Annotated in this window: 22 protein-coding genes; 8 read left to right on the forward strand and 14 right to left on the reverse strand. The window is 52.7% G+C overall.

All coding sequences use genetic code 11. The annotated features are described in order from the left end of the window. Nucleotides 1-122 precede the first annotated feature (122 nt). The 3 genes from BMW93_RS06275 to BMW93_RS06285 all read left to right on the forward strand — a co-directional run bounded on the left by BMW93_RS06275 (nt 123) and on the right by BMW93_RS06285 (nt 3,545). A complete protein-coding gene (locus tag BMW93_RS06275; RefSeq protein WP_090374336.1) occupies nt 123-1,328 on the forward strand; it encodes a hypothetical protein in 1,206 nt (401 codons plus the stop codon). A gap of 86 nt (nt 1,329-1,414) precedes the next feature. After that, the gene (locus BMW93_RS06280) at nt 1,415-2,542 is read left to right on the forward strand and encodes a hypothetical protein (protein ID WP_143061609.1); all 1,128 of its coding nucleotides are present in this window, start codon (nt 1,415-1,417) and stop codon (nt 2,540-2,542) included. A 364-nt stretch (nt 2,543-2,906) separates the two neighbouring features. Next, nucleotides 2,907-3,545: a response regulator transcription factor gene (locus tag BMW93_RS06285; protein WP_229240226.1), complete on the forward strand. Its 639-nt coding sequence runs from the start codon at nt 2,907-2,909 to the stop codon at nt 3,543-3,545. Nucleotides 3,546-3,602: 57 nt separating this feature from the next. Here BMW93_RS06285 and BMW93_RS06290 read toward each other — a convergent pair whose 3' ends face one another. The 8 genes from BMW93_RS06290 to BMW93_RS06325 form a co-directional block, all read right to left on the reverse strand. Further along, nucleotides 3,603-6,626 carry a two-component regulator propeller domain-containing protein gene (locus tag BMW93_RS06290; RefSeq protein WP_177194026.1) on the reverse strand — a complete coding sequence of 1,008 codons (3,024 nt, stop codon included), beginning with the start codon at nt 6,624-6,626 and terminating at the stop codon, nt 3,603-3,605. 204 nt (nt 6,627-6,830) lie between these two features. Beyond that, nucleotides 6,831-7,463, reverse strand: coding sequence for a response regulator transcription factor (locus BMW93_RS06295; RefSeq protein ID WP_090374339.1), 633 nt, complete (start codon nt 7,461-7,463; stop codon nt 6,831-6,833). Nucleotides 7,464-7,510: 47 nt separating this feature from the next. Beyond that, nucleotides 7,511-10,591 (reverse strand): sensor histidine kinase, encoded by a 3,081-nt coding sequence (locus BMW93_RS06300; RefSeq protein ID WP_090374340.1) that lies wholly within the window; start codon nt 10,589-10,591, stop codon nt 7,511-7,513. Nucleotides 10,592-10,647: 56 nt separating this feature from the next. Next, nucleotides 10,648-11,703 carry a fatty acid desaturase gene (locus BMW93_RS06305; protein ID WP_090374341.1) on the reverse strand — a complete coding sequence of 352 codons (1,056 nt, stop codon included), beginning with the start codon at nt 11,701-11,703 and terminating at the stop codon, nt 10,648-10,650. 81 nt (nt 11,704-11,784) lie between these two features. Beyond that, nucleotides 11,785-11,976, reverse strand: a complete 192-nt coding sequence (locus BMW93_RS06310; RefSeq protein WP_090374523.1) for a cold-shock protein — start codon at nt 11,974-11,976, stop codon at nt 11,785-11,787. Nucleotides 11,977-12,052: 76 nt separating this feature from the next. Beyond that, the gene (locus tag BMW93_RS06315; protein ID WP_090374342.1) at nt 12,053-13,441 is read right to left on the reverse strand and encodes an AraC family transcriptional regulator; all 1,389 of its coding nucleotides are present in this window, start codon (nt 13,439-13,441) and stop codon (nt 12,053-12,055) included. A 22-nt stretch (nt 13,442-13,463) separates the two neighbouring features. Next, a complete protein-coding gene (locus BMW93_RS06320; protein ID WP_090374343.1) occupies nt 13,464-14,180 on the reverse strand; it encodes a porin family protein in 717 nt (238 codons plus the stop codon). 78 nt (nt 14,181-14,258) lie between these two features. After that, on the reverse strand, nt 14,259-14,615 hold the full coding sequence (locus BMW93_RS06325; RefSeq protein WP_090374344.1) for a helix-turn-helix domain-containing protein: 357 nt from the start codon (nt 14,613-14,615) through the stop codon (nt 14,259-14,261). A gap of 120 nt (nt 14,616-14,735) precedes the next feature. Here BMW93_RS06325 and BMW93_RS06330 point away from each other — a divergent pair, with 120 nt between their 5' ends. After that, on the forward strand, nt 14,736-15,662 hold the full coding sequence (locus BMW93_RS06330) for a ClpXP adapter SpxH family protein (RefSeq protein ID WP_090374345.1): 927 nt from the start codon (nt 14,736-14,738) through the stop codon (nt 15,660-15,662). Here BMW93_RS06330 and BMW93_RS06335 read toward each other — a convergent pair whose 3' ends face one another. Further along, the gene (locus BMW93_RS06335) at nt 15,663-16,589 is read right to left on the reverse strand and encodes a DUF3078 domain-containing protein (RefSeq protein WP_090374346.1); all 927 of its coding nucleotides are present in this window, start codon (nt 16,587-16,589) and stop codon (nt 15,663-15,665) included. Nucleotides 16,590-16,747: 158 nt separating this feature from the next. Between BMW93_RS06335 and BMW93_RS06340 the strand changes: the two genes are divergently transcribed. Together BMW93_RS06340 and BMW93_RS06345 are read left to right on the forward strand one after the other, a co-directional pair. Further along, complete coding sequence (locus tag BMW93_RS06340) at nt 16,748-17,731, forward strand: AraC family transcriptional regulator (RefSeq protein WP_090374347.1); 984 nt, start codon at nt 16,748-16,750, stop codon at nt 17,729-17,731. An 81-nt stretch (nt 17,732-17,812) separates the two neighbouring features. Continuing rightward, complete coding sequence (locus tag BMW93_RS06345) at nt 17,813-18,892, forward strand: alkene reductase (RefSeq protein WP_090374348.1); 1,080 nt, start codon at nt 17,813-17,815, stop codon at nt 18,890-18,892. Between the two features lie 89 nt (nt 18,893-18,981). On the opposite strand, the gene BMW93_RS06350 is transcribed toward BMW93_RS06345, so the two are convergent. Then, the gene (locus BMW93_RS06350) at nt 18,982-20,145 is read right to left on the reverse strand and encodes an uberolysin/carnocyclin family circular bacteriocin (RefSeq protein ID WP_090374349.1); all 1,164 of its coding nucleotides are present in this window, start codon (nt 20,143-20,145) and stop codon (nt 18,982-18,984) included. A 142-nt stretch (nt 20,146-20,287) separates the two neighbouring features. Between BMW93_RS06350 and BMW93_RS06355 the strand changes: the two genes are divergently transcribed. Beyond that, entirely contained in the window at nt 20,288-21,490 is a 1,203-nt protein-coding gene (locus BMW93_RS06355) for an MFS transporter (RefSeq protein WP_218147668.1), read from the forward strand. Between the two features lie 30 nt (nt 21,491-21,520). Here the strand turns inward: BMW93_RS06355 and BMW93_RS06360 are convergent, their stop codons facing one another. Next, nucleotides 21,521-22,090, reverse strand: a complete 570-nt coding sequence (locus tag BMW93_RS06360; protein ID WP_090374350.1) for a biopolymer transporter ExbD — start codon at nt 22,088-22,090, stop codon at nt 21,521-21,523. Nucleotides 22,091-22,205: 115 nt separating this feature from the next. Between BMW93_RS06360 and BMW93_RS06365 the strand changes: the two genes are divergently transcribed. Then, nucleotides 22,206-22,418, forward strand: a complete 213-nt coding sequence (locus BMW93_RS06365) for a hypothetical protein (protein WP_090374351.1) — start codon at nt 22,206-22,208, stop codon at nt 22,416-22,418. On the opposite strand, the gene BMW93_RS06370 is transcribed toward BMW93_RS06365, so the two are convergent. The 3 genes from BMW93_RS06370 to BMW93_RS06380 all read right to left on the reverse strand — a co-directional run bounded on the left by BMW93_RS06370 (nt 22,404) and on the right by BMW93_RS06380 (nt 26,188). Continuing rightward, entirely contained in the window at nt 22,404-23,114 is a 711-nt protein-coding gene (locus tag BMW93_RS06370; protein WP_143061611.1) for a DoxX family membrane protein, read from the reverse strand. The two genes, BMW93_RS06365 and BMW93_RS06370, sit on opposite strands and share 15 nt — an antisense overlap. A 99-nt stretch (nt 23,115-23,213) precedes the next feature. Next, on the reverse strand, nt 23,214-25,856 hold the full coding sequence (locus BMW93_RS06375; RefSeq protein WP_090374352.1) for an ABC transporter permease: 2,643 nt from the start codon (nt 25,854-25,856) through the stop codon (nt 23,214-23,216). Further along, a complete protein-coding gene (locus BMW93_RS06380) occupies nt 25,853-26,188 on the reverse strand; it encodes a PadR family transcriptional regulator (RefSeq protein WP_090374353.1) in 336 nt (111 codons plus the stop codon). Before BMW93_RS06380 ends, BMW93_RS06375 begins: the two co-directional genes overlap by 4 nt. Nucleotides 26,189-26,211 lie beyond the last annotated feature (23 nt).

Genomic DNA, 26,211 nt, shown 5'->3' on the forward strand with positions numbered 1-26,211 from the left:
AGGCAAAAGCTTTTGTAATGTGGAGCTCAGCAACCACTTTAAAAAACGGGCTTACCTGTAAAGGCATTATTACGGGGACGGATCCTGCACGTCTTACAACAGGGGATTATTCATACGTCACAATGAGCGATTTTCTAGACCTACAAAACGGCTGGTACAACGGGCTGATCCAGGGATTGGGCCAAAGCCAGGATTCTTTTCAGATTATCCAGCCAGCACCGCCGATTGCCAGCGGTACTGCCGCGAACCCGACTTTCTGGGCTTACTACAACAATATCCCCCCGAAAACTTTGACCGCCCAGTTTGTAGCCAGCGGCGGTAACCAGTTCTATAACAATTACCGTGGCTTGCTTTCGGCTTTGGTTCCCACCCGGACAATCGATGTGAAAAAGGACATCGGAGCGGAAAACTATGCCGCCTGGCATGCTTACGTACAAACACAGTCGGGGGTGACCATGAACCAGATGCCGACGATGTTCAGAAACTGGGCGATGTTCAACGCGCCGGAGGTGGCCAATATCGGTTCTTCCGATTATGCAGCCATTCTGCTCGACCCGATCGCTACCGCACAGAACGAGCTTACATTAGTGTATACCACCGAAAAGGGCCTGCCCGCCAACTTCGACTGGCAACTGAACTACGCCGACCTGGTAACCCAATTAGCCAGCTCCCCTTCACGCTCGTTCAACTTCAATAGCGGTACGATGAACAAAAATGTGAGCAGCTCGTGGGCAGGCGGCTCGAAATCGGGCTTCTTTGGATTGTGGGGCGGCAGTAGCTCCACATCGTCGCTCAGCGAACAATTTGCTTCCAGCAATATCACCGTCAGCGCCAGTTTCGAACACGTCCTCGTGCTGGCCAATACGCCGGGCGCATGGTATTATTCTTCGGCCATGGGCCTGGCATTCGCCAACCAAACCGGTAACCCGTGGAGCGATCAGTCGTCGATCAACTGGAACAATACGTTTGGCCCGAACGGTAACATGCAGTATTTCGGCGCCAACGTGATCGTGGCGTCGGGTATGTCTATTACCGTTACCTCCAATGCCAAGTATTCTTCTGTGGATCAGCAGACGATCACGACCAGCGGTTCGTCCGGTTTCTGGCCATTCTATTCGAACGATAGTGGCAGTTCGTCTTCCAACCGTGTTGAATTTAACCAGGAAGGCAATATGACCATCACGACCAGCAGCATTCCGGGTGTTCCCATTGTGCTGGGTGTGAATGTATTGTCGGCAGGTGAATTTGTCGGCCACTCTACGGATCTTGGCGTTTCACTTTTCGAATCCGCCAAAGCGTTCATTCCGAACAGCCTCGCGACCGCGTAGTGTTTTCTTCGGGAAGGCCGGGTAACACCGGCCTTCTTTTTTCTGATTTTACCCGTGTGTGCGGAAACCATCTTTCAGGAAGCAAAATGATCACTACCTACGATACTCCTACCGAGGCGATGACGGCCATTACCGACGGGTGGTACAACCAGCTGGCCGCCAGCCTGAACCTGTCGAACCTGCATTTCCAGTTGCTGCAACCGCCCGCAGTGCCCACGAGTGACCAGGGCCTTTGGGATTGTTTCAATGTAATTCCGCCTGTGACGCTCAAATACAACCGCTGGATTTATCAGCAGCCTACGTTTTTCAGTCAGTATGCGGCGGTGGTCAATGGGCTTTCATTCCCCGAAAGCGCTTTTGTGAAGGACATCGGTGCGGAGACTTATGTAGCGTGGCAGGCTTACTTAAAGACGATCACGCCACCCCCGCCCACCAATACCTTGCCGACCGTCTGGCTTCAATGGGCGCTGGTAAATGCGCCTGAGGTAGCCAACATCGGGCGCTCCGACCTTTCCACACAGCTGCTGATCCAGAGCGCGCAGGCTGTTTTGGAACCCTATGAAGGACCCAATGCGAAACCTGCCGATTTCTCGCCTTCGCTTTCGGACCTCAAAAATACCCTGAAGGCTTCTTCGGGAACGAGTTTCTCGTTTAACTCCGCCCACGACGACCCGGATGTTTCCGATTCCTGGGTGCCCGGCGACGATCCCAACTATTTCGGAATGTGGACAGGCAGCTCGGCCGCATTTCATGTGAGCAGGAAGTTTGCATCCAGCAACGTCACCGTGTCCGTCGAATTCGATCATTTCGCAACGGTTGCCGTCACGCCGGGGCCGTGGTACAATTCCTCGTCGCTGCACCAGGCATGGGCGTCGCCATCCACTCCGCCGTGGATCGACAGCGCTGACTGGCAGACCTATTTCGGAACTACCGGAAGCTTTACCCACGCCGTAGGTTCTCTACTCGCCGCCGATGGCATTACCCTTACCCTCACGTCGGACGCCAGCTTTACCGCAGCGGAGCAGTTGATCATCAAAGGCCTGGTAGCCATGGGCGACTGGCCTGTTTACTGCCCGATATCATCCTCCGTACTTTCCAACAGCATTACCATAGCTCCCGGATCGACGACAATCCGTTTCAAATCCGCTCCGGGAAACCCGGTTGTGTTGGGTTTCAATGTCTTTGATATCCGGAGTTACGCCGGAGCCGGTTGAGTAAACCGGTATAATTTAATGTAAAGGGTCTGTAAATCTTGGGTTTACGAACCCTTTTTTTGTGCGTGGGAGGCTTTTTAGATATTATACCCAAATTGATATAGCGAATTATTTTTATTGTTAAATAGTATTAATTCTATTTAATAGACCTTAGTGCATAAAAACTATTTCGCATACCAAAAAATTGAAACATCCCGTCGGTGGTAGGTTTGTTCTGTTTCAATCTCAACCCAGGTTCACAAACGGAGCATTCACAAGACAACCGGCGGAAAAACGGAAACCGTTTTGGTTTAAACTGGAACTAAAAATTTCCGAATTATTACTACAATTGCGTGTTATTTTACAGCCCAAACCACCACAATACATGCAGGTCATGAACATCCTCGTCGTTGAAGATCACTTTTTGGTTCGGATGAGTATGAAAATCGTATTACAGGAACTTTACAGTCAGGCCAGTATTTCCGAATCGGAAAGTTTCGACCACGCCATTGCCACTATGCGCGGCAATCCGTACGACCTGATCCTGCTCGATATCGAACTTCCGGGAGGACAAGGCACGGGGATGATCGGCCGCATCCGCCAGTTCCAGCCGGATGCGCCTATTCTGGTTTGTTCCGCCGCCGACGAGCAAAAGAACGCGCTGGCATTTATCGCCGCCGGGGCAAACGGCTTTCTTTCCAAAACTGCCGAAAAAAGCGAGACGGTCAAAGCCATTGTGACGGTCGTCAAAAAAAGCCGCTACGTGAGCCCGGCCATACAGGAGCGGTTGCTCGACGTGGCCACCTTCGGTAAACAGAACCGGAAGCGCCCGGTCGGGATCAAAAGCCTTTCGGGGCGTGAAAGGGAAATTACCGATCTGCTGGTTGCCGGTAAATGGGTAAAGGAAATAGCCGCCCAACTCGATATTCAGTCCAACACCGTGAGTACCTACAAAGCCCGGATTTTTGAAAAACTGGGTGTAGATAATGTGATCGACCTGGCGAAAAAGCTGCGGGAGGAGTAGTTTCGGGAGTCGTCGCTCCGGGAGTCGCACTCCGGGAGCCGCCGTCCGGGGAGCCGATCAGGAGGTTTGCGAATATGCACGGAACGTCAGTGTAACTCTCGTTCCCGGTTCCAGTCGTTCCATTTCAATGCGTTCCGTCACCGAAGGCGCCAGTTCCCTGATCATCGCCAGGCCGATGCCCGTCTGCGAAGCGGGCGCCAATGCCTTGTCTTCCATAAACCACGCAAGCAGTTCCTTCGAAATTCCACGGCCGGTATCTTCGATCACCAGCTGCAACCGGTTGTCGCGTCGGGAAATGTACGCCCTGATCTCACCGTTATCGGTAAACTTGTTGGCATTATCGATGATGTTGTGGATCACGATTTTAAGCAGCTGCTGGTGGGTGTCGATGAAAGTACCCGCCGGAATCAGGTTCAGAAATGTGTTGGAATTGATTTTGGTGTTTTTGCCATAGAGCTGCATATTCTCTTCCAGCAACTCTTGCAGCGCCACTCTTTCGCTCTTGGGTTCGTGTTTGTACACCTGGATTTTCACGTACGCGAGCAGATCTTCCAGCGAGCCCTTCACCATCCGCAATGCATCTTCGATGTTTTTCCCAAACAGCGACACCATTCCGAATTCCTGCCGTTCGATCATTTTCTGCATTTCGCCGGCGACGATAATGGCCGCGCCCAGCGGGGAACGGACGTCGTGCGCAATAGAAGCCATCAGCCGCGATTGCAGGTGCATCTGGCTAAGGAGCTCGTTTTGTGAGCTTTCGAGGTCGCGCAACGTACCCTGCAACTGGCTGGTTCGTTCGCTGATCTGAAGTTCGAGGAGCCGGCTCTGCCGCTGTACCGACCTGATCCTGTGTTTCAGGTAGAAAAACACCGCCAGGGGCACTGCCAGCGCGACTGAAAGGTAAAACCACCACGTCTGGTACCAGAACGGCGGAACGTCGATATCGACGGTTTCGTAGCCGTAATTGTCCGTGCCGAAACCATTCTTTTTGCGGATATATAAAGTGTAATGCCCTTTCCCGAGGCTCGAAATGGTGATTGTCGCCTTGTTGGGAACAGGCGCGTCTACGGCCAGCCAGTCGGCGGGCGTAGGCGCGTTGCCGCGCTTCGTGAGCGTATAGGAAAATTCAACATTGTAGTCATTACCCAGAAAAGATGTATTTACTTCTAACCTCAGCTGCTTCTGGTTTTGCAAAAAAGTAATGCGTTTCCCCGGCGCCACCACGGTTTTCCGGTCGATATCGATCCGGTCTATGACGATCTTCTTGTCGGGTATCTCCGCCGATATTTGTTCGGGTTTAAACCACACCAGTCCGTTCATGGAAGGCAACGATACGACCCCGGAAGGCATTCGGACGGCGCATGGCTGGCATCCGCCATTGAATTCATTGCTATTGAAGCCGTCGTTTTTTGAATAGTGGTGGTAGTAGATTTCCGTGGGCTTATCGGCATAATCCCACAGGTCCTTTTTCAGCACCTGGAACAGCCCCCGGTTGGTCGGTATCCATAAAAAACCGTTTTTGTCCTCTACAATGCAGTGCGCATTGGCCAGGTATCCCTTGCGGTCGAGTGGAAACCGGGTGAGTTTTCCATTTCGCAGGAGGAAAAAGCCGTCTTTGTAGGTCGTGATCCAGATATCCGTATTGTTCGGCGATATGTGCAGGCTCCGTACATACATGCCTTCCAGCCCTTTGATCGCCGATACCTGCTTCGTTTTCCTCGAAATGCGGAATAGCCCCTGGCCCGTACCGACCCAGAGTGTGCCGGCCGGCTGTTCGACCACCCACGATATGTTAATGAGCGGACCTTTCAGAAACAATGCAGGACGGCTGCCGGCGGCGAGCGGGGCCGTCATCGTGTAAAGGCCCTCCTTGCGGGTTTGGATCCAGATCGTTTTGTCGGGGCCCTGGTAGAGCTGGGTGACCTCGGAAGGCAATATCCAGCTCGCTCTGATGGCCGAGCCATCCGGTTCGAACATCATCAGTTTTTCGGCGCGTTTGCACCAGATGAAGCCTTTGTCATCCCTCAGTATGCTCGATTTGGCCCAAAATACGCTGGTCGTGATCAGCGGGAACTGCCGGCTGGTGGTATTGCCCGAGTCATCGGCCATGTACACAATGCCCTGATTGGATAAAATGCTGTTTTTATTCAGAAGGGCTTGGCCGCCGTACACCTGGTCGGCCCCGGGGTATGGCGTCGCGAGCGTCGTAAACTTGTTCCGTGTAAATACAAAAAGACCGGTGAACTGGCTGCCGATGAACACACGATGGGCTTTTTCGTCGTGGTACACGGCAGTGAGCTGCTGTTTGTCGAAGTTGAATCCGCTCAATATCAGCGTGGCTTTCAGGTCGCCGTTTTTTTCGGGCAGGAGGCGGTAAACCGACTGACCGACTTGTATAAACGTCTGGTTGGTGACGTTGTTCCAGAGCAGCAGGTATTTGCCGCGCCGGTACAAAGGCTCGTCGGTCAATGCACCTTTCAAACTGACTTGCCGCACCCCGAGCGTTCCCGAATCGGGGGTAAACCGGTTGAGCTGTCCGTTTTTAAGATGGTAAAGGCTGTTTCCCATCTGAAAGAAATTCCTTGATTCCTCGTCGATCCAGGAGACCCTTCCGGCGAACTTTTTATTGGAATAATATTCGAGCACCTTCCCGGTAAAGACAAAAAAACGGCCGTAACCGGCAGGAAATACGGAATAGACCGGGAAAGGGTTTCCATAATACAATGTCGGAAGCCGCTCCATCACCTGTCCTTCTTCCTTTCCGGGAAACAGGAAGGGTTGTCGTTTTAAAAAGCGAAAGACTGCCGTATCCCTTTCAGCCTTGCCGTGGTGGACATGGATATAATCCCCGTCGGTGTTGGTTGCGAAAAAGCCGGAGGGTTCTGGGCGTGGATCGATGCGGAACACGCCTATGCTGGCCGAGGAATATGTTTTACCAAAATTGTCGAAAACCGTAAAATTCTTCCCGTCGAACCTGGCCAGGCCCCGCTCGGTAGAGAGCCATATATACCCCAGGTCGTCTTTCACAATGCCGTAGATACTGTTTTGAGGCAGGCCGGCCTCATCGGTAAAATGTTCCATGCGAAATTCGCGTAGCCCGGCCTGGGACCAGGCATTGAAGGCATTGCAGACCATCAAACACAGAAAGAGGTAAGAGAAACGGGTGCTTTTGTTCTTCACTGGCAAAACTAAATGCGTACGGAATAGTCGCCAAGATAGAAATTATTCTACGTATTTCGATGAAACGCGCAGGGTTGATGATTCTGCTTTCCTGGTATCGCTATTTCAAACCAGCCGCTCTTTAATGGCGAGGCTCACCGCCTCCGTGGCGCTGTTCACGTACAATTTGTCGTAGATATTGCGGATATGGTTGTTCACCGTATTGTAGGCGATTTTGCATTCGTTGGCGATCATTTTGTAGCTGAATCCTTTCACAAGCAGGCCCAGGATAAACTTTTCCCTTTCGGTGAGGTGGTATTCGTTCGCGGATTGCCGCTCGGTTGAAAAGTACAGCAAAACCTTACTGGCAATGCTGCCGGTCATCGGCGCACCACCATCGAGGGCCTCGCGGAGGCTTTCCAGGAACTTATCGGGATTGGTTTTTTTCAAAAGGTAGCCATTGGCACCGGCGCGAAGGCTATCGAATATCTTTTCGTTTTCTTCAAAAATCGTCTGGATAATGACCGGCAGCAGGTCGTAGTGCTTGCGGATCAGCCGGGTAGCTTCGATGCCGTTCATTCCGGGCATGTCGATATCCATCAATATCAGATGCGGTGCCGTGCGGGCAATGTCTTCCAGCAAATTGTTGCAATTTTTGAATGTACCTGCACATTCGAAATCGGGAGAGAGGTTCAGCAGCATTTCCACGCTTTTCAAGCGCTCCTCATTGTCATCGAAAATTACGATCCGGTTGGCCATGGACAAATGTAAGTTACCCGTACAGGAAAGTGAATAGCAAATATTTGCTACTGATGCGGGGTTTTGATGGAAAGAATGATCTCCGTCCCTTTGCCGGGGCTGGAATGGATTCCCAGTTCGCCTTTGATGGAAGCCGCGCGATGCTGCATATTACCGAGGCCGTTACCGTTGCTTTGCGTGGTTGTGTCAAACCCCTTGCCGTCGTCGCGGATCTTCATCACCACCTGCTGCCGGGTTGTCGAGATATCGATCCATACATTACCGCATTGCGCATACTTGGCCGCATTGTGAAGTGCCTCTTTGAAAATGAGGTAGAAATTCTTGCGGGTCATCATGTCGATGTTCAGGCTTTTCAGCCTGGCGTCGGCATTGAAATGGAAGTGGATATGCTTGGGTTCCAGCAGCTCGTTCCCCACCCGTTGCATTCTTATCAGCAGGCTTTCAAAACTGTCCATATCCGCCTTTACGCTCCACACGATATCGCTTAGCCCGTCCTGCACATCCTGCGCATTGGATTTGATCTTTTCGAGCACGCTTCGTTGTGCCTCGTCGGGGTTTTGCATCAATAATGCCTGGCTGTAAAAGCTGATACTGCTCAGCGTACTGCCGATTTCGTCGTGCATGTCGGCGCTGATGCGGTTGCGCATGGCCTGCAAGCGTAAAACCTGGTCCAGGCGGTAGCGGTACAGCCCGTAAACCGTCGCGCCTACCGCCAGGACGAGCAGCGCGCGGAACCACCATGTTTGCCACCACGGGGTAGCGATGTTGAACGGGAAACGGATTTCATTGCCGGCGCCAGCCCCGTCGCGGTTAATGCCTTTTACCCTGAATACGTAATCGCCGGGCGGAAGGTAGGTGTAGACTGCATGATGGTCGGTGCTCATCCGCGACCAATCCTGATCGATGCCTTCCAGTTTGCATGTAAACTGGTTCTGTTTGGGATTGGTCAGGTCCGACAATGCAAAGCGGAAGGCGATCATGTTTTCGTCGTGGCGTAAATGCATTTCCTGATGGGGCCTGACGGTCTTGCCATTCACGAGCATATCGGTAAGCCATACACGCGTCTCCGATCTTCGCGAAGTAATATCGGCCGCATGGAAGTAGTTGACGCCATTAACTCCCCCGAAGAGCATCGCTCCCGAAGGCGACTGCGCGAAACAGTACCGGTTGAACTCGTTGCTTTGCAGGCCGTCCTCGAATGTATAGTTGCGGAACTGGTTGCTCCTGGCATTATAGGAAGATAATCCGCTGTTGGTACTCATCCACAGGTTGCCGGTCTTATCCTGCATGATGCCGTAAACGACGTTGTTAGGCAACCCGTTTTCCATGGTATAGTACCGGCAGGCACCGGTTTTAACATTCATTTTACAAAACCCTTTTCCTTCAAAACCTATCCAGGCATGCTCCGGATCAGCGGTGGAGAAGAAAAAGCATAGTATGCCGCCGGGCTGCAACCCTCCGTTCGGGTTATGCAAATACGTGCGCCACGTGCGTGTGGCTGCCCGGTAAACGGCGATGCCGTTTTCTACCGCCAGCCAGATATTGCCGCTTCTGTCGCGGGCAATCGTCTCGCGTGCAAGCCCCGCCTGTACCGGCAGGGGCATATTCAGGTAGCGCCCGGACGCGAGGTCGAGCGAGCGCAGGAATTGGTTGTCGGCCACAAACCACACCTGATGCCCGGGCGCCAGCAGGTATGGGCATTCGTACACAATCTGATCTTCCTTGTAAAGAACGGTTGCGAAGTTCCGGTCGGGCTCGATCAGGCATATGTGGCTGTTGTGCACCGGCAGCAGGTAATAATTGCCGTGTTCGAGAATGTCGGCGGGGATTTTGCCCGATCCCGGCGTAAACGGGTAAAGCGGAACAGCCCGGCCGTTCTTTTCAAGGCCTTTGTCGCTGAATTGAACTTCGCCGGGCACAAGTTTTTTTTGAATGGTATCAAAAAGGCAGTCCTCGCCTTCCCAGGGCGTAACCCGCAAGTCGCCCCGGACGCTCGTATAGATTTTCTTGCTCGAAAAATTAATCGCCCGCTCCCGCTTGACATGGTGAAAACTGGCGTTCCGCAAATTGATCTTCGTCAAACCGTAACCCAGCGTGCAGACCCAGATATTGCCCGTATGGTCGAGGTAACAGGCGCCGTCCGTAGATACGTTCTTTTTCTCGATGTCGCGATCGGCACTTTCGATAAACCATCCCTTGCGGGCGGCGGTATCCACGAAATAGAGCTTACCGTAGTTGGAGAACCAGATATTACCATTGTGGTCGACCGCGCTGAACAGGAATGTCCAGAAACCGGTATGCTGCATGAACAGGTCGGTAACATTGGTTTTCAGGTTCAGCCGGTACAGATTGTTGTATTGTTGAAAGTAAACAAGCCCGTTGAATTCGTCTACGGCGAAAAACTGGCGGCATTCCTTAGGTGCATTGCCCGGGGCCAATGCGGCGGGAACGGCACGCTCCACGAAGCGGTACCGGTTGGCGGTGGTGTCGATTTGCAGCTCGTAGAGGGAGGAATGCGCATCGAGCAACCATATCCGCCCGTTGGCCGAGGTGTGAATGTCGGGCATAATGCCCCAGACGGGTCTCCCCGAATCCTTTGCGGCCGACAATGGCCGTATCCGCAGCCCGGCGTCCACGCCGAATATTTGCCGGTCCCGTATAAAGGCCACGCCGTTGCGGTAAGGGCCGAGGAACGAAAAACCGTCGGGATCTGTCGTAATGGGCCGGCTTCCGATGGGGATCACGTGCATGAACGTTCCCGAACCGCGATCGAACAGATCCAAGCCGCCCTGGGCGAAGGCGATCCAAAGCCTTCCGTCGCGGTCCAGACACATTTTTTTAATGGAATTGGAGGCGATCGACCGGCTATCGGGGCTGTTTCGGTACACTACAAACTCGTAGCCATCATAGCGGTTGAGGCCGTCGGCGGTGGCGATCCACAGGTAACCGGTTTTATCCTGTAAAACCCGGCTCACGTACCCCTGCGAGAGGCCGTCGTCGATGGAAATATTTTGCAGTTTGATTTTTTTATGGGCAACAGCCGGGTTACCCTGCTGCGCACACGAAGGAAGTTGCGGCAGGAGAAGGGTAACAACAACCAGAAACCACTTGACGAATGCGGTGCTCATCGGAGTTGTAAAGATACAACACCGCGCAATCTATCGGAATGGGCAGGAGCCCGAGATCAGTGTTTTTCGGCAACCGCGGTATTTTGCTTCGCCTCGCGGTAGGGCGATTCGTATTGTTTTAGGAATTGTTTTTTGGAATCGTGGTAACTGGAAATGGCGCCGAGCTTGCTCATTAATTTGATATAATACCATGCAAGATCCACCTGATGGGGCTGAAAGCCGCTCCGGGCGCTTTTGGGGAAAAGGTGGTGGTTGTTATGCCATTCACCGGCCACAATACCCGGCCAAAGCTGGTTGATCGACTTGTCGTTCTGGTTGAAGTCGGTTCCCGGACGTTGCTTGTCCTCGCCTTTTCCATGCCCTTCATAATTAAAAGTACGCACGCCCACTGCCCAGAAACCGGCGGCGCCGAACAATGTACACGCCAGCGCGTGGCCGCCGAGCAGGAAGAATGCCGCGTACCAGAACGACCAGTTGAGCAGCCAGTAGAGGACTGCCCTTGCGGGATGCTGGTAAGAGCCCCATTTGAGGTATTGCTGATAGGAATTGGCGATCACACCGGTATGCCGCATGAGCGATTTCACGCGGTCGTACTCCCGTTCGCTGAGGTCGGACGCGATCGGCTGATGGTTTACATCGGCCAGGAAGCAATAGAGAAACCCGGCTTCGGCATTGTAAGGATCGCCGGGACGGTCGGATTTGGCGTGATGTACGTGGTGCGAGACCACATATATTTCCTCCGGGATCATACAAACCGTGAGATTTTGCGTAAAAACCCGCCAGAAGTGGTTCTTAAACTTGTACGCGCCGTGTGTACAATAGCGGTGGTGCCAGATCGTGCCATGCGTACCCATGATGAACATGCTATACACAAATGCCGCCAGCAACAGCCAGAGATTGAAAAATTTGAAAATAAAAAGTGCCAGAAACGGCACCATACAGAGCACTTTCACCCAGCTCATCAGCGATAGCCAGTTCCGCTTGTCCTGCACGACATTTAACCGTTTGAAGAATTCGGCGAAAATCTGGCCGGGGCGGGGTTTGATCAGATTTCCGTGTTCATCCTGCCATCCGTACGAAGGAGGGCGAAGAACAATATCGATAAATGCCATGGGAAACGGATGGTTACGAGTTCTGAAATGAAAAATCCTCCCGGGAAAGGAGGATTATTCGTCTGCCGTGTATATGATTGCTCAGGCCAATGTAACGTTGACTGCATTCAATCCTTTGCGGCCATTCTCAACTTCGTAAGTAACAACGTCGTTTTCACGAACATTGTCTTTGAGACCTGATGTGTGTACAAAAATGTCATCTCCGCCATCTTCCGGAGTAATGAAACCAAAACCTTTCGTTTCATTGAAGAACTTTACTCTTCCCTTGTTCATACTGTTACTTTTTTTGTTAAGTGCCAAAGGTAGAATAAAATTTTGATGTTGTAACGGAAATATATTATTTGTAAAATTAATGGCGGAGATTAATCAATGATTCGTATCGGTCGTCGTACAGATTTCCTGAAAGCCAATCTCTTATAATGTATTTAAAGAACAGCATCGGCGGCTCGTGTTTGTCGATTGCCGCGCGGAAATAATTCACTGCAACCTCTTTTTTTCCGATGGACGCGTTCACAATGCCCAGGTCGTAGTTTGCCACGACGCTGGTTTTCCCCAGTGAAGCCATTTGCGTAAGAATATCCCCCGCACTTTCCGTTTCGCCCGACAACCCGAAAAGTACACCGCAGGCACTCAGCGTAATGCCGTTGTAGTTGATTTCCAGTGCCGTTTCGAGCGCGTCCTGGGCCGCCGGGTACTGTTTTAATGTGATCAGGTTCAGTCCGATAAGCATATGCCCGCCCCAGAACGACGGGTCAAGCGCCACCAGCTTGCGTCCCTGTTCCACGGCCAGATCGAACCTCTCCGAAATCCAGTACACATAAGCCGCGTAGAAATTGTTGATCAGCGAGAACGGTTCGAGCGCCAGCGCTTGCGCCGCTTCCTGCCCGGCCTCGGCGGGGCGGTCGGTGAGGGCGAGGTATAGCGCATATTGGCCGTGGAGGTCGGCGGTGTTCCAGTTCAGTTCCAATGCTTTTTGGAAAGATGCGGATGCGGCTGTAAAATCCCACTCGTACAGCATTTGCATACGTGCGAGCGCGAGGTAACTCTCGGCAATGGCGTTGTCGAGCGCCAGAGCCTGCTCGGTAGCCTCCTTCATGAGCGGCAAAGCCTTTTCCGCCGGTAAATGCCTGTAAAACCACATATTCAGGTAGCAGGACGCAATGCCGGAATAGGCTATCGCATACGAAGGATCGATGGCCAGCGCCTCCCGGAAATACCCGATGGCCTTGTGGTAATCGTCGCTTCCGCCGAATTTGTTGTGGTAAAACCGGGCGCGGAGGTAAAGCTGGTAAGCTTCCTTGTGATGGGTATAGCGCTTGAACGCGATCACCGGCTCTTCGCCCAATAGTTCTATTTTAACCGCCCCGAGAATAGCCTGCGCGATCTCTTCCTGCACATCGAATATGTCTTCCAACGCCCGGTCATACTTTTCAGACCATACCTGAGCACCGTCTGCGGTTTTCAAGAGTTTCGCTGTAATGTGCAACCGGCTACCCGAAGTTTGCAGGCTGCCTTCCAGAATATGGCCCACTTGCAGCTGCCCGCCGACCCATTGCGCGTCCTGACTTTTGCCTTTAAATGTAAAAGACGACGTCCGGCCCGCCACCTGCAAGCCCGGCACACGGCTCAGTACGTTGATGATCTCCTCGGTAACGCCGTCGCTGAAATACTCCTCTTCGGGGTCGTTGCTCAGGTTCACAAAAGGGAGAACGGCAATGGATACGGGTACGGATGACATGCTTTTCGGGTTTAAAATGGGTTTATTTGAGTATTGGAATCGTCACGCCCAGTACTGCCGAGGCGCCCCGGTTGTGAACTTTGACATCGTCGCGATTGGAAAGGTTACGCAATCCGAGGTGATAGCGGCCTTCCACGAACACTTTCAAACGGCCAATCGGGTAGGCGAGGCCCGCCCCGGCTACCGCGCCTATATCGAATGCGCTGCCTGCGTCGTCGCCCGAGTAGGATTCGGTGTGTTTAACCGTCCCGATTTTCTCGTCGTTCACGTAGGTGGATATCGTGGCCTCCTCTTTTCGCGACCCGGCGCGGTAACGAAGCTCCGGACCGGCGGAAATGATTGCTTCCAGTTTTTCCGTCAGGCGGGGCCGGTACTGGGCCAGCAGGGGCAATTCAAAATAGCCGATTTTGATCGCTCCTTTTTCCACCACCTGTCTCGGCGCACCGGGGACTATTACGATCGGAGGTCCCTGTTGCGGGCGGAACACGCCGCCACGGCCCGAAAATCCCGGCTCGGCCTGAATGCTGAACGCCGGCGAAAGCCGGTAGTTAAAAACGACCGCGAAGTTAGGCGCTACCCGGGTTTTGAAATTGTCGATGTTGCTGTTCTCGGTCACCAGCGTGCTGAAATTAGCACCGCCTTTCAATCCCAGGCTTAGCTGCGCGTGGGCTGCGTTAGTCAAAAGGGCACAGGTAGTTACGGATAATGCTGCTTTAAATAATCGTTGAAATCTCTGCATGGCTGGCTGATTTGATACATTAGACTAACGGCAATTAACAAAAATATTTTAAGTAACCGCAAGTCTATTTTTAATTGATTACGCCACCACACCGCTGCGGTAAAGCATGCCCCAGCCTGCAATTTCGTTGATGATCGGTTCTACGGACCGGCCATATTCCGTGAGTTCGTATTCGACGGTGACGGGCTTCGTATCGAGCACGCGGCGGGTGATGAGCTGGTTCATTTCCATATCGTGCAGTTCCTTGGAAAGCATTTTGGCGGCAATGCCGTCCACTTCGCGGAGCAGGTCCATGAAACGCATTTTGTCGTTGAGCAGCAGCGTTCCCAGGATATGGAACTTCCATTTTCCCGAAAGTATCTCCATGGCGTCTTTGATAGCCAGGATTCGTTTCCGGCATTGCTGGGAGGTATTGCAGGAGGCCTGTTTTTTCATCTTTTTACCAGATAGGGTCAGGTGTAAAATTAAAAAGCGGCCCGGTAGTTTCCAAGAGGTAACCGGTTACCAAAGGGAAATGCATAACAATTGGAAACTATGGTCGGATTAATTTCGTGTATGAAAAACAATCCACTGCTCTGCGATACCGAAAGCGGCATTTGTGAACTGCCGTCGGTGCACACTGAAAACGAACCGGGTGCCGCCGGACCGGGGGCCATCGAACCGGGGGAAAAGCCGGTCAAAATCATTTATTTCACCGACCCGATCTGCTCCACCTGCTGGGGCATCGAGCCGCAACTACGTAAACTGAAACTGGAATACGGCCAGCTCGTGGAGCTCGAATACCGGATGGGCGGCCTGCTACCCGACTGGTCCTACAACAGCGGGGGAATCAGCAAGCCCACCGACGTGGCACCGCATTGGGACGAGGTGAGCCACTACTACCAGATGCCCATTGTCGGCGACGTTTGGCTGGAAGATCCGCTGCATTCGTCCTATCCGCCTTCGGTGGCTTTCAAAGCCGCGCAAATGCAGGACGAGGACAAAGCCATTGCATTTTTGCGGAGAATCAGGGAAATGGTTTTTCTCGAAAAGAAGAATATTGCCCGCTGGGAGCATTTGGCAGATGCTGCGAACCACGCCGGGCTGGACGCCGCTTTATTCGAAGAAGACTATCAGAACAACGCCGTGACAATGTTCGAGGCTGACTTGCAGCTGGCGGCGGAATGGTCTGTCCGCGGTTTTCCGACGCTCCTGGTATTCGACCGTGAGGGCCGGTACGAGAAAGTTTATGGATTTAAACCATATGAAGTGTTCGAGGCCGCGATTGCCAAAATGCATCCGGGCGCTCCCAAGGCCTGGTACAGTAAAAACTGGCAGGATCTGTTCGGCAAATATCCGACACTGACTGCCAAAGAATTCGCCGGATTGACGGGCCAAAGTTTCGAAAGCGCCGAACAACAGCTGCGTGCGCTGCACAAAGAAGGCCTTCTGGAAGATTACACTACACCCAACGGCACGCTTTGGAAACTGGCTGCCGCCTGATTACAGTGCGAAAAGGAAGCCGATGCTCAATGCCTGGGCGAACTGGATTTTGCTGCTCTGGTCCTTGTCGTACACGACGATGGCGCCGAGATTAACATTCACATACTTGTTGATCTTCGCAGTCAGCTGGGCGTCCAGGCGGTTGTCGATCTCCAACGGGTTTTGAAAGCTCGAAAACATCAGGTACCGGAATTTCAGGTTGACGCCCTTGGCCACATCCTTGTCGAAGTTGGCTACGAGCTGGATGAGCGCGGCTTCCGTACGTACGCGCTTGCCTATGGGCACGCCGTAGTTTTTCTGGTCGGGTGTATTGACGTACAAATCGCGGTCGACGACGATGGTTTGCCGCAATGCGCCGGGCGCCAGATCGACGAAGAAATAGGGTGCGGGACGGTACTCGATACCGATTGCCTCAGTGACGTAAGCGGGCGAAAACAGTCCTGAAACCTTTCTTTTAAATTGAATGGAATCCGACGCGCCGCTGTACTCGTAACCCGCCGCGAACTGCGAGAGGAAGTTGAGGTTCGCGAAGAAGCTCCATTTCGGGGAAAGTTCGCGGTTGTACTTGGTATCGAAGAAAATGCGGTCGGCATTCTTGCGGCTCTCCTGTCCCTTGTTGCGGACAATGCCGTATTGCGACTGGAAATCATTGCGCCAGGAGTTCTTCCCCGTCTTCTTTTCGTTCAATGCATTAAAAAACACACCGAGCGCCACCGAGTTCACACCACCGCCGGTCCAGTTGGAGCTAAACGACCCCTGGTTAAGATTAGCCCCGAATTCGATCTTATGCCAGGCCGTATCCTTCTCCGCTTTCAGTCGTGCGGCATTGAGGGCATTGGATAGGTCGACTTTGTTTTGTGCAAATACTGCTGATAATGAGAAAATAAGCGAAAAAACTACACCCGGAATGATCTTCCTTGTACGCATACCTGAGAAAAATACTATTTAACGATGCGGCGAATATATTCGTAATGCGGCTTTTCAAGCAAGTTTTGGGCGGTAAAATCGTGAATTTGTTGGTTTTGATTTTTGTTACATGACGTAGTTAATAGCAGGATCGGACATCGCTTTTTACCTATAATACTATGACATTCGAGTTCTCAGCCGGCGCCGGTGTGGATTTTCTGGCGGATTTTTCCAAACAGTTCGGCTTGCCGGTCCTGGGCGATGAATTGAGGATTCCGGCTAAAATGGGGCAGGGGAATATCAGGCGGATCGATCTCGGTGAAGATTTCAGGTTACATATTCACCAATACACCTTACGCGAAGAATTTGTTTTAAAACGAATCGCGCCGGAAGCTTCCAGCGACCTGGTGACAGTCATTTTTTATAGCGCGGCATTCCCGAATAACTTTCTTTCGAACCGCGAGGGCAGTTTTAATTGTACAAAAACGCACGCCGCGTCCGTCGAGGTGTCGTCCGGCGATCTCAGTTCCGAGATCCGGTTTCCGCCCGGGCATGAAATCCATTTCACGTCGGTAGGCGTCGGGGCCGCATTGCTCCGCGAGTTGCTCGGCCCCACCGAGCCCAACCAACTCATTGAAACCGTCACCAAAGCGAACAGCACCTTTTTGTACCATTTACTCATGGTCCCCGACTTCGAGCGAACGTTGAGGAGCTTGTTCGAGAGCGAAAACGCCGATCCCCTGCAACGGTTCTATTACAAAGTGAAGGCCCAGGAGCTGCTGTACCAGGTGTTCAGCAAGCTGGCCCAGCGCGAAGACAAAAAGCATTGCCAGCTCAACAACTTCGACGCGGGGATGCTCATGACCGTCCGGGATACACTGGTAGCCGATCTTTCGGTGCCGCCCCAGTTGCGCGACCTCGCCAAACTAGCCAATATGAGTGAAACGAAGCTGAAACAGCTTTTTAGGCAGGTGTTCGGGGACAGTATCTACAACTATTATCAAACCGCACGGATGGAAGAGGCGGCATCGATGCTCCGGCAGCCGGGCCTGACCGTCTCGCAGGTGGGTTATCAGTTGGGTTTTACCAACCTAAGCCATTTCGGACGGTTGTTCGCGAAGCATCACGGCAAGACGCCCAAGAAATTTCAATCTGTCGGATAGGACTATTTATTTGCCATATCAGGTTATTTTGTTCCTGTCTTGCGCAATAGCTTTGCTGTATCAAACAATCAGCAAAGTGAAATGAAAAAGATTCTGACTGAATATATTACGGAAACACTCCGCCTGAAAAATCGCGTCGTAATGGCGCCCATGACCCGGTCCAGGGCCATTAATAACCTTCCCAATGACCTCATGGTCGAGTACTATACCCAGCGCAACGGCGCCGGGCTGATCGTCACGGAAGGTACCGCGCCGGCACCCGAAGGACTGGGTTATGCGCGCATCCCGGGCATTTTCAGTGACGAGCAAACCGAAGCCTGGAAAAATGTAGCTGACGCGGTACATCGGGGCGGCAGCAAGATATTCATGCAGCTCATGCACACAGGCAGGATAGCGCATACGCACAACCTGCCCGAGGGCGTACGTGTGGTAGGCGTGTCGGACATTACCGCCGAAGGGCAAATGTGGACCGACCAGGAAGGTATGCTGCCGCATTCGCAGCCGGAAGCACTCACGACCGCGGGCGTAAGGGACGTAGTCGATGAATTTGTAAAAGCCTCACAAAATGCCATTCGGGCCGGTTTTGATGGTATTGAGCTTCATAATGCCAATGGTTATCTGCTCGAACAATTCCTCAACCCGAATGTGAACAATCGTACGGACGAATACGGTGGCCCGATCGAAAACCGTTCGAGGGCGGTGCTGGAAATTGTGCAAAAAACAGCCGACGCGATCGGCAAGGAAAAGATCGGAATCCGCTTTTCGCCCTATGGTATTTATAACGACATGACGCCTTACGACCGGAACGAAGTGCGAGAAACGTATGCATACCTTGCTGCGAAACTGAACGACCTGGGCATTGCCTATATTCACATTTCGTTAAGCCCCGACATCGAAGCGGAAACACTGGAAGCCATTCGCAGGAATTTTAAAGGGACCCTTATTTACTGTAACGGTTTCACGCCCGAAACTGCGGAAGCAAAATTGCAAGAGGGCGTCGCTGATCTCATCGCTTTCGGTCAGCCGTTTCTGGCCAACCCCGACCTCGTTACCCGAATCGATTTGGATGCCGTATTGAATGCGCCGGATTATAACACCTTTTACTCGGCAGGAGCAGATGGATATATCGACTATCCGTCGCTGGCTCTCGCGGATAACTAGATCCAAAAGGAGTAACCCCGCTAATGTCGAATGTTGAATACAAAACCGCCGGAGAGTACATGCTTTCCGGCGGTTTTGTCATGCCAATCTTACAGCTTCCCGGCGGGCAACTTTCCCGCTTTCATGGCTTCGACCTGTTGTAATGTGAATGCGGCAGCGTACAAAACCGGGTCGAGGTGGTAACAGCGGAACAAATCCGCGATGTAGTGTATACGCTCCCGGAGATCGGACCAGTCGACGGCGCCGGTTTGCGAAACGCTGTCGGGGGTGGGATCGATCTCGGCGAGCAGCGCGAGCAGGCCTGCGTATGAGAGTTGAAGCAAACTATCCGGGTAGGCCCTGTTGAGGTCTTTGCCCAGCGACAGTCGCAGATCGGGTGGCAAGGTCAGCGTCATGAGGTGTGCGGTGAGCTGTTCCCGTACCATGCCTTGGAGGCGGTTCAGGAGCTGGTCGATGGCGGTATCCAGCCGGGACGTTTTGCCGGTGATTTTCAGGTAACCCAGGCGAATGCGGGCCAGCCAGCTTTCGGGCGGGAAAAAAGCGTCAATGATTTTCTTCCGGACGATCTCCTTATTCACCGCAAATGCTGCATTCAGCGACGACGCGATTTCCGGTTGCAGGCGCGTCTGCTCGTGAAATCCGATTTCGAGGTTGGCCAGCAGCTGCAATTCCGTCCGTAGCTGTGGTTCCTGTTCGAAGAATGCGTGATAGTAATGGGTAAATGCCTGTTGCAGATATTGCTGGCCGTCGGGTGGGCTTCCGGGCCTGAATGTTGCACAAAATGCATCCAGCCGCTGCTGATTGAAGGTTTGATCTTTAAAACATAATGAAAGAAACCGCGCGAACTCCCAGCCGATTTCCTCGAATACCTTCCGGTTACCACGTCCGACGGCCTCGCTGATATTATCGATAATGCCCGCCAGCCACGTGTTGCGGATAATGCCGAGCAGCTTTTGTTGTAAAGCACTATCGATTCCCAGCTCGCCGGCAATGCGCCACAGTGCCTTCAATTCCTCCATTTGGCCGAGGTTCAGCCTGGCTTCCACGCTTCTGAGCAGATCTTCACGCCGGATGCTCTGTCCGGCCTGTTTGGAAGCCCAGGTAGCAAATGTACACCAGTTGGCCACCGGGCCCGTGCGGCCGATGAATGCGGCAGAAAGCTCGTTGTAGCATTGGGTAATGCGCAAATTGCGGATCGCCGGGTCGGTGATCGCCGTGATGGTCCTGACTTCGTCGGGGGAAGGGATATGCATAGCCAAAAGGTTTTCCGTGCGACGCTAAAAATAGCGAAACGGAACAGCCGGAGCGAAATAACCTATTGAAAGGCTCGGATGTAGTGGCGCATTGATGTAGATTCGGCGGTTTATGTGTTTGGATACCCATCGAAAAGCTGATATGTCGATGAATACAAAAGGCCGGTTTCTGGCAAACGTCTTCCCCCTCGTAGCTGGTCAGGCTTTTTTTCAGACGGCCGGGATACTGGTGGCCGCATTGTCGGGGCTGGTAGGGTACAACCTCGCTGCCGATAAGGCATTGGCGACGGTGCCCGTCGCGGTGATCAGCATCGGAACAGCCGCCGCGCTGATCCCCGCTTCGATGTTTATGAAAAAATACGGGCGAAAACCAGGCTTTATGCTCGGGATCGGACTGGGTTTCCTGGCCGGGGCATTGACGTCGCTCGGCATTTACCTGGTCGATTTCTGGCTGTTCGTGGTGGGCAATATGTTTATCGGTGCATACCAGGGTTTTTCGCAGTATTACCGTTTTGCGGCGGCCGAGTCGGTGGAGGAGGCCGACAGGAGCCGCGCCATTTCGTGGGTAGTTTCCGGCGGGGTTTTCGCCGCCGTGGCAGGGCCGTCGATCGCACGGTTTACGAAAGATATAGGTGAGATACCGTTTTTGTATTCGTATTTGTCGATCATGGCATTGTCACTTTGCGCCGTTGTAGCTGTTTCGTGCCTCCGGCGCGATACGCGCGAGAGCACGCTCGCAGGTACAAGCGCACAGGAGCGGCCGATTTCGGAGATTCTGAAACGCCCTGCTTTCATCGGCGCCATCGCTTCGTCGTCGGTAGGCTCTGCCGTGATGTTGATGGTGATGACCGCCACGCCCATTACCATGAAGATATGCGGGTACAATGCCGACGATTCGTCGCTTGTCATTCAATGGCATGTGCTCGGGATGTTTGTACCTTCCTTTTTCACCGGCGATCTTATCCAGCGTTTCGGCGCGGTGCGGGTCATTTTATGCGGGATACTGATATTCCTGCTGCATTTGTCCCTCGCGCTTTCGGGCACCGAATTGTTCCATTTCACCACGGGACTGATCTTTCTCGGCGTCGGCTGGAACTTCATGTTTATCGGTGGTACCGCATTGCTTACCAAATCCTACGCCGCGGGCGACCGCGCCAAAAGTCAGGCATTTCACGATTTTATGGTGTATGCCGTGGCCACTATATCGTCGTTCACAGCTGGCGCGGCACTCGACCGCTGGGGATGGAATGTGGTGAACCTGATCGCCGCGCCGTTGCTCATTACCGCTTTCGCCATTCTGCTATGGTTCTCGTTCACAGAGCGGAAATCGCAGATAGCGCCTTAGCTGATCAGGTTCGGATTCCGTTTATTTCGGCTAATGCGTGATCTTGTCTCCAGACAGCCGGTCTCCGAGCAGTTTCGTTTCCGCTTCGGTAAGCTTGTCTACCAGTGCATACCGCCTCGACTTCGTAATAGCCATTTCGTCCATTGCATCGACCATGTTTTTGTAGCTCGAAACGGCTGTCGGTTTGATCACCACGATCAGAGAGCGGTCATCATTTCCCTGGCGTGGCAGGGCGGCGACACGTTTTTGCGCAGCGAAGATCACGTTCCTGAGTTCAAATCCTGGGCGGGTGGTTTGGAGGGATGCAGAAGCACGGTCGTCATCCGCGGCAATGCCATCGAGGTAATACACCTGATCGTGATCGCCCAGGAAAAGCGTCAGAACGCCGGAAGCGCGGATTGGTTCGGTCTCGATAATGGTGGTTTTATCCGGGAAGAATACCGACATCGAGGTGGGCTTGCTCATCGTAGTCGCGAGCATGAAGAATGTGATCAGTAAAAAGCCCAGATCTACCATGGGTGTCATATCTACGCGGGTGGAAACCCTGCTTCTTGCTCTGCCGGTGCCGTGGGCGTTGCCGGGTACTTCTATTGCTGCCATTTGTCAGGTTGGTTAGTAGTTGAAATGTGTTCTTAACCTTACTGATCAAATATATAATTTAATTTTATATAAAATAAATTAAAGTAAAATTTCTTGCAACGTTCAAACCACCTCTTTGAGCTGGCGCAGCGTTTGGCCGCTAAAAAAGAAACACCAGCGCAGGGCCGGTGTCGAAGTGTTAATTTTCATGGCTAATGATAAGTTGTTTCCAGGTCACCCGAAAAACAATGCAAACGTAACATACCGCGCCGACGTCGTTGCGCTGAAACTATTTACTGGTAATTTTCATGAGTATCCGGCATTTTTCGATGATTTAACGGTTTTTTGACGCCTTCTCGTAAATTTTCAGGCAAGTGTCCAGCGGCATGCCCCGGTTGTAAATGCAGTCGCAGAACTGGTTACAAGCCGGGTCACCATTAGGCCCGCCGCAGCCGTTGGTGCATTCAAGCTCGGAGTTGCCGGGGCGGATGTTGTACAGATACATGTTGCCAATGATCACCGTAGCAACAATGGCGATCACCATCCCGAAGAATGCGAACGGAAATTTGTTGTTGAGGGGTTTGTATTCCGGTATGCCCAGTTCGGCGCATTTGAAAGGCAATATGTACCGGACCCTGTCGAAGTACCAGCAAAGCAGGAAAATGTTCGCCAGCAAAATGAGTGTGACAATGCGCGTGCCTTCGAAACGGGTGGCGTGTACCAGCACGGTGATATTGAGCATAATAGGGAAAGCCATGAGCGCGCCCAGTACCGCGGTACGCGGGATGAGCAACAGGGCGGCGGTGATCAGCTGACCGGCGCCGATGAACGTATAATAATAGCCGGTCAAATGCAGGGCGTCGAAATAATGCCCGAGCGGATGGTTCGAAGGCAGCGCAGTGAACCTTTCTCCGCTAACTTTCACAAAACCCGAAGGAACAAAGGCCAGCGCCACGCCAATGCGGCAAAAAGTGGCGAAATAGCGGAACCATTTGTTCCCTTTCGCTTCAACGTAACATGCGGCAAGGCGGTTGATCAGATTCATAGTTGCGGTATATTTTGTTCAAATATTTATAAAGTACTTTGTATTTCAAAGTAAAACTCAAATAAAAAATTGCCGCCAGTTCGATCTGACGGCAATGGCCTATTCGCTTTTCAGCACCTTCGCCGGATTGCTCCGGGCCGCCCGGGCAGTTTGCGAGCCGATCATGACGAGCGCCAGCAGCATTACAACCAATGCGCCGCCCAGTAATTCAGCCAGGCCGATGGGCTGGTGGTAGGCGAACCGGGTGAGCAACACTTTGTCGAACAGCAGGTAGGTAACCGGCAGGGCAATGAGCGCCGCGATGCCCAGGAGCGTGATAAAACCACGGCAGAGGAGGTATATCAGCCCGGGTTCGCTGGCGCCGAGTACTTTGCGGATGCTGATTTCCTTCAACTTGGTTTCGGTAGTGAACACCACCATACCGAAAAGGCCTAGGGAGGCGATGCAGATGGCCAGAAATGCGAGGAACCCGATGGCTTTCACCATCATGGAGAGTTCGCTGTACGCATTCTCGATCTCCTGATCGTAAAAATTGGCTTTCAGCGGATGCACTTTATCGAACTGTTTCCACGCCGATTCGACTTTCGCCATCGTGCTTTCCAGGTCGGTGGAAGCGATTTCCAGGTTCAGGTAACCCCATGGCTCGCTTTTCGAATAGCGGAACATCACCGGCTCGATCTTGTTTTCCATGGTTCCGTAGTGGAAGTCTTTCAGTACGCCCACAATGGTGAGCTTCCGCCCCTCGACTTCGATAATATGTTCCAGTGCTTTGTGCGGGTCGCGGTCGCCGATATTGAACCGTTTTAAAACCTGCTGGTTTACAATGAGTTCGCTTTCATTTCCTTTTTCGGGGCGTAGCTTGAAATTGTTGCCGGCCAGCAGCTTGTGCTTGTGGATGGGCAGGTAGTTTTCATCCACCGTATTCACCCACACCAATGCGGAATCGGCAGGTTGCGTTGCTTTGCCAGATGGGTAATATTTTACATCGAAGCCATAAATACTGCCCACACTCGTGATCATGCTCGATTGGGAAACCTGTTTTACTTCGGGGATTTCCGCAAGCTCCTTTTTCAATGCTGCCGCTTCCGCTCCGCGGAGTTTGATATTGAGGATATTTTCCGTGTTGAAACCCAGGTCGAAATTCAGAAAGCCTTTGTACTGGCTGTAACCCACCAGGGTAGTGGCGATGAATATCAGCGAAAGGACATATTGCGTCACGATCAACACCCGGCGCAGGCCGAGATGCCTGAAAATTTTGAGCCCCGAGGCATCTTTCATCACAGACAGCGCATTGATTTTGGAGAAAAACACCGCAGGCAAAAATCCCGCCGCCAGGCCTGTGAATGCCGCCAGCGCTATAAACCAGAGTATCGAACGCCAGGACAGGCCTAGCGTGAAAATCTCGGAAACGTGCGGGTCCAGTGAGAGGAATTCCCTCCGCAAAAACAGGTATAACCCAAAAGAAAACAGCAGCGCAAGAAAGGCGATCATTACCGATTCGGCGATGAACTGGCCCAGGACATGGCTCCTGTGCGCACCTATGATCTTACGCACGCCCACCTCGCGCGAGCGCCTGAGCGAGCGTGCGACCGACAGGTTGGTGTAATTGAAACAAGCCGAAAGGATGATCACAAATGCGAGTCCGGCCAATATCCAGACCGTGACCGGCTCGATGCGCGGCCCCATATTGTTGGAAAGCTTCCGGCCCAGCGCGATATCCTTGATCGGTTGGAGGGATAACGTTACTTTTTTATGGACCAGCACTTTGTTTTCCTCGGTGCCGATCTGGTCGAGCGCCCGCTGTATGCCTGCCGTGCCGCCCTTTTTAGGGATTGTCATATATATGTAGTTGGACCACACATTATCCCAGTTGTAAAACCCGTCCTGCTTTTTGCCCATCGTAGCGTCCGCGGTAGCGAACGACACCAGCGCATCGAAACGGATGTGCGAGAGGTGGGGAACGTCCCGGGCCACGCCGGTAACCTGGTAATCGAGCGTGTCGAAGCGCACGGTGTGTCCTACCACATGGGTATTGCCAAACAATTTCAGGGCTGTTTTCTCTGTCAAAACCAGCGAGTAGGGCTCTTTGAGCGCCGTGGCCGCATCGCCGGCGATCAACGGGAAGGTGAATACCTTGAAAAACGATTGGTCAGCCCAGGTGGCTTCGAATGGAAAGGTGTTCTGGCCCACTTTGGCATCTCCCGAAAAGCCGTTTCGCATAATCGTAAAATTCTCGATGCCCGGCACGTCGCCCGCCAGCCGTTGGGCGGTTCTTACGGACGTGGAAGCGAGGTCCATCGGCGGTTTACCGTCGTCCTGATGCCTGGTGACGACCCGGTAAATGCGGTCTTTCTTTTCATGAAAGTCGTCGTAGGAACGCAGGTCGTTCACGATGGCGATCACCAGCAGCCCTACCGACATGCTTACAGCCAGACCGATGATATTGATAAACGAAAACAGTTTGTTACGGACGAGGTTACGCCTCGAAGTTTTGAAATAGCTGCCGATCATCATGAAATGGGTTAGGAAAGTGAGAGGTTCTATTTTACGGATGGTGTACGGTCGCAGGAACTTGATCACGTCTATCAGGTAAATCAGTTGTGCATGCCGCAGGCTTTTGTCGCGGAGGTTGCGAATAAAGTATTCATAAAGGTCGCCTTCCAGGTCTTCGAGCAGCCGGGGCCGGCAGTACCATTTCAGAAAAGCGGTGGCCCATTGCGGAGGTTGCGGGTCCTTTTTCATATCGAACCTTCGAGGTTAAAGCCGGGGATATTCCGCCAGATCGCCTCGCGTAATTCCTTCGCACGCATGAGCGCCACCTTCCCGGCGTGGGTAACTTCATAAAAACGTTTCCGTTTACCGCCGCGGGTCGCGCTGGCATCGCCGAGGTGGCTTTTGGCGAGTCCTTTTTCTTCCAGCCTGTTCAGTACGGCATGCACCACCCCCAGCTTCACCGAGCGGCCGGTGTACCGTTCGAGTTCGTCGCAAATGGCGACGCTGTACGCTTCCGCCGCAAGGGACGCGATGGTGAGCAATACGAGTTCTTCAAATTCGCCCAGATTGGTCCCTTTCATTGGCACACAATGGTTTAGTCTAT

It is taken from the genome of Dyadobacter sp. SG02 (genome assembly GCF_900109045.1).
In the GTDB taxonomy this organism is placed as follows: Bacteria; Bacteroidota; Bacteroidia; order Cytophagales; family Spirosomataceae; genus Dyadobacter.